The organism is Actinomadura rudentiformis, from assembly GCF_008923185.1.
GTDB lineage: Bacteria > Actinomycetota > Actinomycetes > Streptosporangiales > Streptosporangiaceae > Spirillospora > Spirillospora rudentiformis.
On record NZ_WBMT01000012.1, the window covers coordinates 224704 to 238458 of the forward strand.

The following is a 13755-nucleotide window of genomic DNA, read 5'->3' on the forward strand; positions in this document are numbered from 1 at the left end:
GTCTGGCTGTGGAAACCCTTCAGTCCGTGTGGATCACGTCGATAGCCTGACCGAGTGCTTCTTGGAGTGAACGTTCCGAACTTCGGTCCCGGTACCGACCCCGCCATGCTGCGCAGCTGGGCGCAGACGATCGAGGGTATGGGCTTCGGGCTGCTGATGGTCTCCGACCACGTCGCGGTGACGCCCGACGTGGCCGAGCAGTATCCGGCGCCCTTCTACGAGCCCTTCACGACCCTTTCCTACCTGGCCGGCGTCACCTCGCGGGTCCAGCTCGGCACCACCGTGCTGATCGTCCCGTACCGCCATCCGCTGCTCATCGCCCGCATGGCCGCCAACCTCAACCAGCTCAGCGGCGGCCGGCTGGTCCTCGGCGTGGGAGTCGGCTGGGCCCGGCAGGAGTTCGAGGCGCTCGGCGTGCCGTTCGAGCGGCGTGGACGGCTGACCGACGAGCACCTCCAGGCCGTGCGCGCGGCCTGGGACGACGAGTACGACTACCGCAGCGGGCCGCTTCCGATCTGGGTCGGCGGCAACAGCGACGCGGCACTGCGCCGCGCGGTCCGGCTCGGTGACGCCTGGCACCCGCTGCGCTTCACCCTGCCCTGGCTGGACGAGGCGCTGGAGCGGCTGGAGGCCATCGCGGGCGAGGAGGGAAAGCCCGTCCCGCCGCTGGCGCCCCGCATCTGCCTGCGGCTCACCGGCACGCCGGTCACCGGCGCCGACCGGAAGGCCGGTGAGGGCACGATCGACCAGGTCATGGACGACCTGGAGCACCTGCGCCGCCTCGGCGCCCGGACCGTCCTGCTCGACCCGTTCAACGGCGACCCGGACGAGACCCTCCACCCCGAACACGCCTGGCAGGCCCTCGCGACCGTGGCCGCCAACGTACGAACGGACACCAAGTGATCGACGAGAAGCTGCTCCGGAGGGCCATCGCGCTCGCCGCCGAGGCCCGCGCGTCCGGCAACCCCCCGTTCGGCTCGCTCCTCGCGGCGGTGGACGGCACGATCATCAAGGAAGAACGCAACTCGACCATCACCGACGCCGACATCAGCCTGCATCCCGAGCTGAAGCTGGCCAAGTGGGCGGCCCGCGAGCTCGACGCGGAGACCGCCGCGGCCACCACGATGTACACCAGCTGCCAGCCGTGCAACATGTGCACCGGCGCCATCGAACGTTCCGGCCTCGGCCGGGTCGTCTTCGCCCTGTCCAACGAGCAGCTCGCGACCCTCAAGCCCGGCGGCGGCTTCCCGCCCGTACCCCAGGAGGGCCCGGCCCTGCTCGACGAGGCCCGGGTGCCCGTCGAGGGTTACTACTGACCGGCCTCATCTAGGCCAGGAATCGGCCTATAGGCGTCATAGCGTGGAGACACGTTCACGACGCAGGAGGCATGGACATGTCGGTCAAGGCGATTCCCGAGGGCTACACCACCGTGACGCCGTGGATCATCTCCCGCGACTCCGCAGGGGTCATCGACTACCTGGAGCGGGCGTTCGGCGGGGAGGAACTGGGCCGCGTCGTGGATGCGCGCGGGGTCATCGGGCACGCGGAGGTCCGGATCGGCGACGCGATCGTGATGCTGTTCGACAGCGACCCGAGCTGGCCGCCGACCCCCGCGTTCCTCCGGCTGTACGTGCCGGACGCGCACGCGACGCACCGGCGGGCGGTCGAGGCGGGCGGCACCTCGATCACGGAGGTGACGCATCTGGCCTTCGGCGACCTGGTCGGGCGGGTGCGCGATCCGTTCGGGAACGTCTGGTGGATCCAGACGCGCATCGAGGACGTGACGGAGGAGGAGCTGGCGCGGCGCTGGACCGACCCGGAGTTCGTCAAGGCGATGGAGTACGTGCAGCGGCCCGAGACGGCCTTCTTCGCCGACCGTCAGTCGTAGGCGGCCGTCAGTCGTGGGCGGTGGCGTCCGGATGGACGGCGTCGCGGATGACCCGCAGGCCGGTGAGCAGGCCGTCGAGCTGCTCGGGGGTCAGCAGACCGGTGAACCACCGCTCGATCGTGGCCAGGTAGTCGGGGAGGATCTGCTCCAGCCGTTCGGCGCCGTCGGGCGTGAGGACGGCGTAGGTGGCGCGCCGGTCACCGGGGAACGACTCGCGGCGTACCAGCCCGGCGCGCTGGAGGCGGTCGACCAGGCGGGTGACGCCGCTGGTCGACAGCGCGGTCTGTGCGGCGAGGTCGCTCATGCGCAACCGCTGCCCGGGTGAGCGGCTGAGCCGCATCATCGCGTTCAGGTCCAGTCCCGACAGCCCGTACTTCTGCCAGACGGGCTCCAACTTGGCCACCAGCCCCTCATGTGCCTCGAACAGCAGGCCCATCGTGGTCAGGCGCGGATCGTCGAAGAGGTCCTCGGTCACGGCAGGAAGCCTACTTGATGCGCGGATAGTTGACACGAGGAATACCTCTGAGGTTTCATCTGTTCAGCCGATATTCCTCGCGTCAACTAACTGGAGGTTGGGATGTTCGCCATCACGCAGCGCTCGTTCGGCGGCCCGGAGGTGCTCGTCGGTACCGAGCTCGAACGCCCGCGGCCCGGACGAGGGGAGGTGCTGATCCGGGTGCGCGCGGCCGGGGTCAACCCGGTCGACCTGGCCGTCCGCGCCGGGTACTTCCCGCCCTTCCCCGAGCCGCCGTCCGTGCTCGGCTGGGATGTGGCCGGAACGGTCGAGGAGATCGGGGAGGGCGTCAGCCGGTTCGCGGTGGGCGATGAGGTCTTCGGCCTCGCGAGCTTCCCCGCGGAGGCAGGTGCGTACGCGGAGTACATGACGGCGCCGGCCGGGGACCTCGCGCCCAAGCCGCAGGCACTGTCGATGGCCGAGGCCGGGGGCCTGCCGCTGGCAGGGCTCACCGCCTGGCAGTCCCTGGTGGACATCGCGGGAGTCCAGCCTGGGCAGCGGGTCCTGATCCACGCCGCCGCCGGCGGGGTCGGTCACCTGGCCGTGCAGATCGCCAAGGTGCGCGGCGCCCACGTCATCGCCACCGCGCGCGAAGCCAATCACCCGTTCCTGAAGGACCTCGGCGCCGACGAGCTGATCGACTACACGGTGGCCGACTTCGCCGCCACGGCCGGCCCGGTGGACGTGGTCTTCGATCTGGTCGGCGGCGAGTACGCGCCGCGCTCGTTGCGCGTGCTCCGTCCCGGCGGCCTTCTCGTCACTGCCATCGGCCACAATCCGGGCCTGACGGCGGATGAGGCGGAGCGCCACGGAATGCGCTTCGAGACCGTGTCCGTCAAGGCCTCCGGCGCCGACATGGTCAGCCTCGGCGTGCTGGCGGAGGCGGGCAGCCTGCGCGTGCACGTCGAACGGGAGCTCCCGCTGGCCGAGGCCGCCAAGGCCCACACGCTCGCCGAGACCGAGAGCGCCAAGGGCAAGACCGTTCTGATTCCCTGAACGAACGAGCGCGGATGCCGGGTCGCCCTGAGGGCGGCCCGGCATCGGCCTCTCGCGAAAGAATCTCGCCGCACTAGTCTGGGACGGCTGTGAGCAGGGAGAACGAGCATGAACGAGAAACCCGCCGAGTCCCTGGAGGATCTGCTGCGGCGCCTCGCGCCCCAGGTCCTCGGCGCGCTGATGCGGCGGTACGGGCGGTTCGACACCGCTGAGGACGCCGTCCAGGAGGCCCTGCTCGCAGCCGCCACCCAATGGCCGGCGGAGGGCGTCCCGGACAATCCGTACGGCTGGCTGGTCACCGCCGCGACCCGGCGGTTCATCGACTGGGTGCGCAGTGACGCCGCGCGGCGGCGGCGCGAGGACGCCGACGTGGCGGCAGTCCCGCCGTCGGAGTTCGTCGTGCCCGGCGCCGACGAGGCACCGGCCGGCGACCAGGACGACAGCCTCAAGCTCCTGTTCCTGTGCTGCCATCCCTCGCTGTCGACGCCCTCGCAGATCGCGCTGACGTCGCGCGCGGTCGGCGGGCTGACCACGGCCGAGATCGCGCACGCGTTCTTCGTGCCCGAGTCGACCATGGCGCAGCGGATCAGCCGCGCCAAGCAGAGCATCCGCAAGGCCGGCGCGACGTTCGACCTCCCGCCCGCCGGTGAACGCGCCGAGCGGCTGAAGGCCGTCCTGCACGTGCTCTACCTGATGTTCAACGAGGGTTATACCGTGACCGCCGGTCCCGACCTGCAGCGCGACGATCTGACCGCCGACGCCCTGCGGCTGACCAGGCTCGTCCACCGGTTGCTCCCGGAGGACGGTGAGGTGGCGGGCCTGCTGGCGCTCATGCTGCTCACCGAGGCGCGGGCCCGCACCCGCGAGCTGGGGCCGTACCAGATCCAGGCCGCGATCGCCGCCGTGCACGACGAGGCCGCCCGGGTCGAGGACACCGACTGGCCTCAGGTCCTGGCGCTGTACGGGCTGCTCGAACGGATCGCGCCCAACCCCATGGTGACGCTCAGCAAGGCCGTCGCCGACGCCATGGTCAGCGGCCCCGGCGCCGGGCTCGCGATCGTCGCCGAGCTGGAGGCCGACGACCGCATGGCCCGCCATCACCGGCTCGACGCCGTACGGGCGCATCTGCTGGAGATGGCCGACCGCCGCCAGGACGCTCTCACCAGCTACCGCACCGCATCCCGCTACGCGACGAGCGTCCCGGAGAAGCGCTACCTCGACACCAGGGCCGCCAAGCTCGCCGACGCGGATCCCGCCGGGCTTCGCTAGGCGCGTTCTAGAACGCGGCGATCGTCTCGGGTGCTCGTTCGGCCCGGCTGAGCGCGCGCAGCACGGGGGTGAGGCCGTGCCTGCGCACCGCCAGCCGGGTCAGGAGCACCGCCACCGCGTCGGCGGCCTCGGGGGACGCGGGTGGTGTCGGCACGCCGATGCTGACCGCGAGGTCGTCGGAGTGGACGGTGAGCTCCATGGTCCGGGTGACGAGGAAGTCGTCGAGGAGCAACGACCAGCCGGTCCACGGTAGGTGCACCGCGCGGTCGGCGGGCTCGTCCGCCAGGACGGTCCGGAGCTCCGCCACCGTGTCCCGGGCGTGTGCGGTCGTCCGCTCCGCGCCCTCGGCGGCGAGTTCCTCGCCTCTCCTGCGGAGCGCCACGTTCGGCTCGTCATCCAGACCGGCGTCCACCCAGGCCGCACGGGCGTAGTGGTCCAGCAGCCCGATCGGCTCCTCGCCGGAGGACGCCTCTGCCAGGACGGACGGCACGCAGAAGATCTGGAACGCCAGGTGCGCGGCGAGGCCGCCCACCGTGAAGTCCGCCAGCGCGCTCGGCTCTTTCCACGCCGCGGCGACCGCCGGGTCGGCCAGCAGGCCGACGGCGCTCTCCGCGGCCCCGAGATAGCTCTCTCTGATCGTCATCATCGTCCAGAAGTGTTAGGGAGGGGGTATGAGCAGAGTACTGCTGCCAAGATCGGTGGCCCGGTTCAACAAGGTCGTCACCAACCGCGTCCAGGGGATCTGGGCGCCCTACCTGCCGCCATGGGCGGTCATCGTGCACCGGGGCCGCCGGTCCGGGCGCGAGTACCGGACACCGGTCAACGCGTTCCGCAGCGGCGACCGGCTCGTGGTCGGCCTGCCGTACGGCGCCGACAGCGACTGGGTGCGCAACCTGATCGCGGAAGGGCACGGCGGGGTCGAACGCATGGGGCGCGTCAGCCGCATCAGCAACCCGCGGGTGCTCGGCGAGTCCGGCGCCGACGAGCTTCCGGGACCTGCCCGGTGCGCCGTCCGCTACATGGACGTACTCGTCGCCGACATCGACCGGGCTATTTGATCGGCGCGTAGAGCGGCCGGAGACCGGCGATGAGCTGGCGTATCACCGGACGCTGCTCGGCGGGCGTACGGCCGCGCAGGTCCATGATCGGGTCGAGCCCGTCGTAGTAGGGCGCCAGCGCCAGGAAGGGCAGTGCCATCAGCATCAACGTCGCCATCACGTCCAGGTCGGCGTCCGCGCGGATGTCGCCGCGTTCCTGCCAGAGCTCGAACGTCGGGTGCAGGACCTGGAGGTAGTGCTGGTTGGCCGTGTCGCGCACGACCGACCGCACCGCGTTGTCCAGCTCGAAGTTGGTGGCGGCGGTGACGGCCCGTTCGAGCGGATGGTCGGCCATGTACTCGGTCCACTCGCACAGCACGTCGAACAGCCACTCCTCGAAGGACTGGTCGAAGTCCAGGTCGGCGATCCGCCGTTCCATCTCCTCCCGGATCCGCCGGGAGGTCTCGTCGCAGACGAACGCGAAGAACTCCAGCTTGTCGGAGAAGTACTGGAACAACGAGCCCTTGGCGATGCCGGCCTCACGGGCGATCGTGTTGAGGCTTCCGGTCGAGTAGCCGTGGTCCCCGAACTCGCGCATCGCGACTTCGAGCACGCGTTCCCGTTTGGCGACGTTGAGACGGAACCAGGTGGACGTCGGCATGGGAGCGGGGGTTCTCCGTTGGTGTGAGGGCGTTGCGTTCCTGTGAGAGCGTTGCTGTGAGAGTGCTGAGCCGTACCGTGTCAGGGGAGCTGTCAGTACGAGAGTACGAGCCTAGCGCGCGAGACGGATCAAGATACGGCAGACCTCGTCAATGATTTCCGTCGCCTCCCCCTCGTCGTCCGCCAGCGCGATCTCGCGTCCGGCCTCGCCGATGACCGTCGTGAGCACCTGGCTCAGCACCTGCGTGGCACGGTCACCGTCATGGCCCCGCAGGAGTTTGGTGTTCTGCCCGATCCACTGGCGCGCGCGGCCGCGGCGCATCAGCGAAAACCCGGACGGCCCCTCACCGCCGTGGAAGAGCCGGGCCGCCTCCCGCTGCTCCCAGCAGACCTCCAGGTACGCGCGTGCCCCGGCGATGAACAGCGTGATCGGGTCGCTCTCGCCCTCCTTGCGGGCGGCGGCCACCGCGCTCGCGGCGCGGCTCTCCTGCTCGCGGGTGAGCTCTTCCCACAGCGCGAGGTAGAGCCCGGCCTTGCCGCCGTAGTGGTGGTAGAGGCTGCCGACGCTGATCCCCGAACGTTCGACGATCTCGGCTATCCCGGCGTCGGCGTAGCCACGGTCGGCGAAGACCTCCTGCGCCGCGGCCAGCAGCGCCTGCCGGGTCGCGTCCGCCCGTGCCCACTGCCGCCCGCCGGACGCCTCAGCCGGCCCGTTCGGCTGGCCCGTCTTGCTGGTCCGCATCTCTCCATCGTCTCGCATGAACGGCGAAATCAGCGCCACATCCGGCGTGGCCCTGTCAGTACGAGTGGCCCTGTCAGTACGAGCGCGTCAGTACGAGCGCGTCAGTACCAGTTGTGCGACTGCCAGAAGGCCCAGGCACCGCACGGGTCCTTGTAGCGGGCCTTGATGTACCCCAGGCCCCAGGCGATCTGGGTGGGGGAACTGGTGCGCCAGTCGGGACCCGCGCTGGCCATCTTGTCTCCGGGGAGGGCCTGGGGGATGCCCCACGCGCCGCTGGACGGGTTCACGGCGCGCTCGTTCCAGTTGCTCTCGTGCTCCCAGAGCGTCTTGAGCGAGGGCCAGCAACGATCCCAGCCCTTGAGCGCGTTCATCTTCTTGCCGTAGGCGCGGTTCTGGGCGGCGCTGGGGTTGGCCTTGGCGAGCCGTTCGCGCTCCCGCTGCGCCTCCAGCTTCTTGCGGGCGGCGGCGTCGCGTTTGGCCTTCTCCTTCAGTTCCTTGAGCTCCTTCTGCTGCTGTTCGTACGCGCGCTTCTTGGCCATGGCGATCGCGTCGGCGGCGATCGGGTCCATGTCGGAAGAGCTCAGCTTGGCGAGCATGTCGTTGGCGGTCAGGCCGTCGGCTGCCCCTTTCGGGGTGCTCTTGCGGCCGCTCAGCTCTTCGAGGTCGACCAGCAGCACCGCCGCGAAGATGACGCCGAGGGCCACCACGGTGATCGTGATGTTGCTGGTGAGCATGCGGCGGAGCATGCCCGGACCCCGGGGCTCCGAGGGCTTCGGCTGGGAGCGCCGCCGCCGGGAGGAGGACGCGGGGGGCCGTCCACGGGTGCGGTGACTCTGAGGCATGGGAATAGAGTGCCTTATCGCCGGAAATGTGATGCCATCGTCGACCTGATACGCATGCCAGGTCACGCACGGTTCACACCCGGACCGGCCCCGGAGCCCGGCCCTAGAGCTCGGAGTCTCCGATCGCGAGGCGTGCCGGTTGCAGCGCGGTGAAGACGTCCTCGTGCATCCCCCCGAGCGCGGCGAGTGCGCCGTCGGGCGCCTCCAGTGCCTTGTTGACCGCGCCCGCGCGGTCGAGGCCGGCGTCGGTGATCTGGACCAGCGTGGCGCGGCGGTCACGCGGGTGCCGGGCGCGGGTGACCAGGCCCGCGGCCTCCAGCTGGTCGACGGTCAGCTTCACCGATGTCGGGTGCATCATCAGGATCCGGCCGAGCGAGCTCAGCCGGGCCCGGCCGTTGGTGGTGAGCGCCAGGGTCGTGAGCAGGAAGTAGCCGGTCCTGCTCAGATCCAGCTTCTTCAGCTCGGTGTCCAGGGCCTTTTTCACGAGCTGGTTCAGGCGGCTGAGCGAGCAGATCGCCATGAAGGCCCAGGGTTCTCCGGGGAGGCCCTGGCCTTCCCAGCGGTCATGTATGCCCTCTACCAGGGGATCTGCGTGTCCTCGTGTCTCGGTGCGCACCGGCTGATCGTAGCTTCGGACAAATCAGGATGTAAGTACTCGCTTCCTAGACCTTATTCCAATAGAGTGCTCCAGATCACAGGCAGCGCCTGAAGTAGTCAAGCGATGCCCAAGTGCGGCCTGTGGTAATCGGATGGGCGCCAACGTCCGAGACAGAAGGAGGCTGGAGTGACCCTTCCACCTGCCCCCACCGGGGAGGGTTCCGGCTGATGGCCCCGCCTGCTGTTAAGCAGAGCCCCGTTAGGCAGAGCCTCGGTAAGGCCCCGGACCTGGCACGCAGACGTGTCGAGCGGACGCTCGACGAGACCGGCCTGCTCGCCGTCACCTTCCTGGAGGGCATCCGCAGGACCTGGGACATCCGCCAGTGGTGGGGCGAGTTCATCGAGCAGTGCTGGTTCCTCGCCCGGGTCACGAGCGTCCCGGTCATGCTGATCGCCGTCCCCCTGGGCGCCACCATCTCGCTTCAGGTGGGCGACATCGCCCGCCAGCTGGGTGCCGCCTCCGGCACCGGCGCGCTGCTGGTCGCCGCGATGATCCAGCAGGTCGCCCCGCTCGCCGCCGCGCTGCTGGTGTCGGGCGTCGGCGGCTCGGCCATCACCTCCGACATGGGAGCCCGCAACATCCGCGACGAGCTCGCCGCGATGGAGGTCATGGGCATCAACCCCGTCCACCGCCTGGTGACCCCCCGGCTGTGGGCGGCGAGCACGGTCTCGATGTTGCTCTGCTCGGTCGTGATCCTGGCCGGGGTCATGGGCGGCTACTACTTCAACGTCATCCAGCAGGGCGTCAGCCCGGGCGCCTTCTTCGACGGCGCCACCTCCCTGCTGCAGTTCTCGGACCTGATGATCACCCTGTTCAAGGCCTGGATCTTCGGCTTCATCGCCGCGGCGGTGGCCTGCTACATGGGCATGAACTGCGACTACGGCCCGGTCGGCGTCGGGCGCGCGGTCAACCAGGCGGTGGTGGTCACGTCGATCGTGGTGTTCGCGACGAACTACGTGCTCACCATGATCTACCAGGTCCTCTTCCCCCCGAGGTTTTGATGGTCGCCATTTCCCCCGTACGCAAGCTCGGCCGGGCGGTCTCGAACCGGTCGGCGGGCCTGATCGCCTCGGCCAACCTCCCGATCTTCCTTGGCCGGGTGCTCTACCACCTGTTCTTCGACATCATCCTGCGGCGCAAGTACGGCAAGACGCTGGTGAAGCACGTCAGCGACATCACCATCGGCGTCGGCGCACTGGTGATCGGCGGCGGCATGATCTTCGTCGTCTCGACGATGTCGCTGGCCACCGGGGCGATGGTCGGCCTGCAGGGTTATCCGGGCCTGGAACGCATCGGCGCGGAGGCGTTCACCGGGCTTGTGGCGAGCTACTCCAACGTCCGCGAGGTGACCCCGATCATCGCCGGGGTCGCGCTCGTCGCCCAGGTCGGCACCGGATTCACCGCCGAGCTCGGCGCGATGAGGATCTCCGAGGAGATCGACGCGCTGGAGGTCATGGGCATCAACTCCCTGGCCTACCTGGTGTGCACCCGCGTCGCAGCGGGCGTCATCGCGCTGGTGCCGCTCTACCTGGTCTCGCTGTTCATGGCCTTCTGGGCCACCCGGTTCATCACCATCCAGTACTTCGGCCTCTCACCCGGTATCTACGACTACTACTTCCACCTCTACCTGCCGCCGATCGACGTGTTCTACAGCGTCATCAAGGTCGCGGTGTTCGCGTTCATCATCATGTTCGTCCACTGCTACCGCGGCTACTACGCGGCGGGCGGGCCAGTGGGCGTCGGAGTCGCCGCGGGCCGGGCGATCCGCGAGTCGACCATCCTCATGATCCTCATGAACCTCGTCCTCTCGTACATCTTCTGGGGGCACGGCAGCACGGTGAGGTTGACGGGATGAGCGAGGAGAACGCATGAGCGAGGAAGCACTCTCCAACACCTCCCGCCTGGTCTTCGGCCTTGTCGGCGCGGGCGTCATCGCCGCCGGCGCCGTCTTCGTGGCCGTCGGCTCGCAGCCCGACACCGGCGGCTCCACCCGCTACACCGCGACCTTCGGCCGGGCCGGGCAGGGCCTGGACCCCGGCAAGTCGGACGTGAAGATCCGCGGTATCACGGTCGGCACCGTGGAGAGCGTCCAGCTCGACCAGACCGGCAAGGTCGCCGTGCGGCTGCGGGTCGACAAGGGTGTCAAGATCGCCGACACCGCCAGCGCCCGCATCGAGCCGGTCTCGGTGTTCGGCCCCAAGGACCTGGCGCTGGACCTCGGCGCGCACGAGGTCAACGGACCCTACCTGCGCGACGGCGGCACGATCGCGCAGACCAAGGACCCCCAGGAGCTCTCCGACACCGCCTGGCCCGCGTACCGGCTCACCAAGGCGATCAACCCGCAGGAGGTCGCCACGATCGTGCGCACGTTCGGCGCCGGCTTGTCCGGGCAGGGGCCGGCGCTGCGCCGCACGATCGACAACGGCGGCGAGGTGATCGACGCGGCGCACGCCAACCGCGCGGTGATCCAGGGCCTGATCAACGACATCGGGCTGCTGGGCGGGACGCTCGGCGACAAGGGCGGCACCTGGACGACGTTCACCCGTGACTTCAACCAGCTCGCGCCCGCGCTCAACGGCCGGCCCGACAAGGTCTCGCAGCTCCTGGACCAGTCGGGCGAGCTCGCCGACCGGGTCGGCACGTTCGCCGACCAGCACGGCGGCAACCTGGGCTCCTTCATCGACGGGGCGAGTGACGCCGCGCGGGTGATGGCCCGGGAACGGCGCAACGTGCCGGTCCTGCTCGACAGCCTGAACGGGTTCTTCGGCCTGCTGGGGCAGATCATCCGGGTGCCCGGGCCGGAGGGCTCGCTGCTGGCGCAGGCCAGGACGTCGCTGCCCCTCGACCTGTGCGGGATCTTCGTGGACGTGTGCCCGCAGCGGCCGGCGAAGACCGCGTTCGACCAGAGAACGAACCCGAACGCGGACAACGGCAGGGCGAGGACGGGGGGCCGGCCATGAGCCTGTTCAGCCGTAAGACCGGGCGCGGCCCCCAGTGGGGCGTGACGGCCAAGTTCGCCGTCTTCGTCGTGTTCACCGGCCTGCTGACGTTCTTCATCGGCCAGCAGATCCTGGGCACGAGCTTCAACGAGCGCTACAAGCTGACCGCGACCTTCGACGACGTCACGGGGCTGCTGGAGGGCGACATCGTCAAGGTGGCCGGCACCCCGGTCGGCCAGGTCAAGAGCATCAAGGTCGAACGGGGCAAGGCGGTCGTCGGAATGGAGATCGACGACGACGTCCGGGTGCCCGACGACTCGACCGCCGCGATCCGCTGGCGCAACGTGATGGGGCAGCGGATCGTCTACCTCGAACCGGGCAGCAGCCAGGCCAAGCTGACCCACGGCGCGCGAGTGCCGAAGACACGGTCGGTGGTGGACCTCGGCGACATCGTCAACAGCCTCGGCCCGATCACGCGCAACCTCGACCCGGTCCAGATCAACAAGATCCTCTTCGCGTTCTCCCAGGCGCTGGACGGCAACGAGCAGAACATCAACCTGATGATCCAGAACCTGGACGGCCTGCTGAAGACGTTCGCCGCCCGCAAGGCGACCATCCGGTCGATGATCAAGGACTACGAGACGGTCAGCGACGCGGTGGCCGTGCGCGACCGCCAGATCGCCGCGAGCGTCGACAACCTCGCCGAGCTGGCGAAGGTGTTCGCGAACAACCACAAGCTGCTGGAGAACGCGGTCGTCGAGATCGGCGGCGTCACCACCAACCTCAACCAGGTGCTCGGCGGCAACGACGCGCAGCTCTCCCGGATCGTGGGCAACCTGGGCAAGTTCGCCGAGACGTTCCGGATCAACGTCGACAACCTGGAAAAGATGGTGCAGAACCTCCCGCTGACGCTGCGCCAGCTGTTCGCCGCCGCCAACGGCGGGCACTACCTGCGCACGAACGCGCTGTGCCTCAACATCGTGCAGGGACCATGTCCCTTCCCGATGCAGTTCCCCAAGTCGGATACGGGCTCTCAATCGCAAGGCCCATCCCAGGCGGACCTGGCCAAGCTCAAGGCCATGCTCCAGGGCAAGGGGGGCAGCTGATGGCGCTCAAGTCCCTCCGCGACGTCAACCAGAAGGTCGTCGCCATCGTTTCGCTGTCGGTGCTGGCCGCGGCCTGCGTGTTCGCATTCGCCGTCGGGCAGCTGCACCTGTTCGAACGCGGCTACACGATGAGTGCGGTGTTCGCCGACACCGCCGGCCTGAAGAAGGGCCAGGACGTCCGGGTCGCCGGCGTCAAGGCCGGCCGGGTCACCTCGGTCGAGCCGGACTTCAAGAACGGCAACGTGATCGTGACGTGGCACGTGAACGCCGGGATCGACCTCGGCCAGGCCACCCAGGCTGAGATCGCGACCACCACCCTGCTGGGCGGCCGGTACCTTCGGCTCAGCGGCCCCGTGGCCAAGCCGTACATGGCCGATGTGCCCGAGCCGCGGCGGCGGATCCCGCTCAACCGCACCAAAGTCCCGTTCACCGTGCCGGACGCCCTGGAGGGCGCGCAGAACATCGTCGGCAAGCTCGACCAGAAGAGCATCGACAAGCTGCTCACCGAGATCACGAAGATCCAGTCGCCGAGCGCGCCGAAGCTCCGGCAGATGCTGGTCAACGTGCAGTCCCTCAGCCGCACCCTGAACGACGCGACGCCCGAGATCCAGAAGCTGATCGAGAACAGCAAGAACATCACGGGCGTGCTGGCGGCCAAGGACGAGAAGCTCAGGCAGATCATCACCGACAGCCAGATCCTGCTGCGGACGCTGATCGAGCGGCGCAACGAGCTGGCGGCCACGATCGGGCAGGGCAGCAGCACGGTCCGCACGCTGTCGAACGTGATCTCCAAGCACCAGACCGACCTCAACAGGCTGCTGGACAACCTGCACCTGCTGACCACCCGGATGGCGCCCAACATGGACGCGCTCAACACCGACTTCTCGCTGCTGGGCCCGACGTTCATCCAGGTCGCCAACCTCAAGGGCAACGGCCGCTGGATCGAGGGCCTGCTCACCGGGCTCGGACCGATCCAGCCGCCGGGGCCGATCTCCACCCGGCGCGGTTCGGGCGGCCAGGGCGGAGGCAACTGATGAGAGTCCGCGTGCCCTACTGTTCGAGGGGGGACGACCCCCCACGCCCCCCGGCGCGGCTCCGCCGCAT

At 69.3% G+C, this 13755-nt stretch carries 17 protein-coding genes; 11 read left to right on the forward strand and 6 right to left on the reverse strand.

What is annotated here, in order from left to right:
* Positions 1-54: 54 nt before the first annotated feature.
* The 3 genes from F8566_RS25670 (at position 55) to F8566_RS25680 (ending at position 1888) form a co-directional block, all read left to right on the forward strand.
* Positions 55-903: an LLM class flavin-dependent oxidoreductase gene (locus F8566_RS25670; protein ID WP_151564237.1), complete on the forward strand. Its 849-nt coding sequence runs from the start codon at positions 55-57 to the stop codon at positions 901-903.
* A complete protein-coding gene (locus F8566_RS25675) occupies positions 900-1316 on the forward strand; it encodes a nucleoside deaminase (RefSeq protein ID WP_225993516.1) in 417 nt (138 codons plus the stop codon). The genes F8566_RS25670 and F8566_RS25675 overlap by 4 nt, the downstream gene beginning before the upstream one ends.
* 77 nt (positions 1317-1393) lie before the next feature.
* Positions 1394-1888, forward strand: a complete 495-nt coding sequence (locus tag F8566_RS25680) for a VOC family protein (RefSeq protein WP_151564239.1) — start codon at positions 1394-1396, stop codon at positions 1886-1888.
* A 7-nt stretch (positions 1889-1895) separates the two neighbouring features.
* On the opposite strand, the gene F8566_RS25685 is transcribed toward F8566_RS25680, so the two are convergent.
* Positions 1896-2363, reverse strand: coding sequence for a MarR family winged helix-turn-helix transcriptional regulator (locus tag F8566_RS25685; RefSeq protein ID WP_151564241.1), 468 nt, complete (start codon positions 2361-2363; stop codon positions 1896-1898).
* Between the two features lie 102 nt (positions 2364-2465).
* Here F8566_RS25685 and F8566_RS25690 point away from each other — a divergent pair, with 102 nt between their 5' ends.
* Positions 2466-3398, forward strand: coding sequence for an NADP-dependent oxidoreductase (locus tag F8566_RS25690; protein WP_151564243.1), 933 nt, complete (start codon positions 2466-2468; stop codon positions 3396-3398).
* Between the two features lie 108 nt (positions 3399-3506).
* The gene (locus F8566_RS25695; protein ID WP_151564245.1) at positions 3507-4667 is read left to right on the forward strand and encodes an RNA polymerase sigma factor; all 1161 of its coding nucleotides are present in this window, start codon (positions 3507-3509) and stop codon (positions 4665-4667) included.
* A gap of 7 nt (positions 4668-4674) precedes the next feature.
* Here the strand turns inward: F8566_RS25695 and F8566_RS25700 are convergent, their stop codons facing one another.
* Positions 4675-5313 carry a maleylpyruvate isomerase N-terminal domain-containing protein gene (locus tag F8566_RS25700; RefSeq protein WP_151564247.1) on the reverse strand — a complete coding sequence of 213 codons (639 nt, stop codon included), beginning with the start codon at positions 5311-5313 and terminating at the stop codon, positions 4675-4677.
* Positions 5314-5338: 25 nt separating this feature from the next.
* Between F8566_RS25700 and F8566_RS25705 the strand changes: the two genes are divergently transcribed.
* Positions 5339-5725: a nitroreductase family deazaflavin-dependent oxidoreductase gene (locus tag F8566_RS25705; protein WP_151564250.1), complete on the forward strand. Its 387-nt coding sequence runs from the start codon at positions 5339-5341 to the stop codon at positions 5723-5725.
* Here F8566_RS25705 and F8566_RS25710 read toward each other — a convergent pair.
* The 4 genes from F8566_RS25710 to F8566_RS25725 form a co-directional block, all read right to left on the reverse strand.
* Positions 5718-6365 (reverse strand): TetR/AcrR family transcriptional regulator, encoded by a 648-nt coding sequence (locus F8566_RS25710; RefSeq protein ID WP_151564252.1) that lies wholly within the window; start codon positions 6363-6365, stop codon positions 5718-5720. The two genes, F8566_RS25705 and F8566_RS25710, sit on opposite strands and share 8 nt — an antisense overlap.
* A 111-nt stretch (positions 6366-6476) precedes the next feature.
* Positions 6477-7106, reverse strand: coding sequence for a TetR/AcrR family transcriptional regulator (locus F8566_RS25715; RefSeq protein WP_151564254.1), 630 nt, complete (start codon positions 7104-7106; stop codon positions 6477-6479).
* A gap of 101 nt (positions 7107-7207) precedes the next feature.
* Positions 7208-7840, reverse strand: a complete 633-nt coding sequence (locus tag F8566_RS25720; RefSeq protein ID WP_225993517.1) for an aggregation-promoting factor C-terminal-like domain-containing protein — start codon at positions 7838-7840, stop codon at positions 7208-7210.
* 211 nt (positions 7841-8051) lie between these two features.
* On the reverse strand, positions 8052-8564 hold the full coding sequence (locus F8566_RS25725) for a MarR family winged helix-turn-helix transcriptional regulator (RefSeq protein ID WP_225993518.1): 513 nt from the start codon (positions 8562-8564) through the stop codon (positions 8052-8054).
* A 209-nt stretch (positions 8565-8773) separates the two neighbouring features.
* Here F8566_RS25725 and F8566_RS25730 point away from each other — a divergent pair, with 209 nt between their 5' ends.
* From F8566_RS25730 to F8566_RS25750, 5 genes are read left to right on the forward strand one after another with little or no spacing between them, the layout of a single operon-like run.
* Positions 8774-9607, forward strand: a complete 834-nt coding sequence (locus tag F8566_RS25730; RefSeq protein WP_151564258.1) for an MlaE family ABC transporter permease — start codon at positions 8774-8776, stop codon at positions 9605-9607.
* The gene (locus tag F8566_RS25735; protein WP_151564260.1) at positions 9607-10461 is read left to right on the forward strand and encodes an ABC transporter permease; all 855 of its coding nucleotides are present in this window, start codon (positions 9607-9609) and stop codon (positions 10459-10461) included. Before F8566_RS25730 ends, F8566_RS25735 begins: the two co-directional genes overlap by 1 nt.
* A gap of 13 nt (positions 10462-10474) precedes the next feature.
* Entirely contained in the window at positions 10475-11566 is a 1092-nt protein-coding gene (locus F8566_RS25740; RefSeq protein ID WP_151564262.1) for an MlaD family protein, read from the forward strand.
* Positions 11563-12651, forward strand: a complete 1089-nt coding sequence (locus F8566_RS25745; RefSeq protein WP_151564264.1) for an MlaD family protein — start codon at positions 11563-11565, stop codon at positions 12649-12651. The genes F8566_RS25740 and F8566_RS25745 overlap by 4 nt, the downstream gene beginning before the upstream one ends.
* A complete protein-coding gene (locus tag F8566_RS25750; protein WP_151564266.1) occupies positions 12651-13685 on the forward strand; it encodes an MCE family protein in 1035 nt (344 codons plus the stop codon). Before F8566_RS25745 ends, F8566_RS25750 begins: the two co-directional genes overlap by 1 nt.
* Positions 13686-13755: the final 70 nt, after the last annotated feature.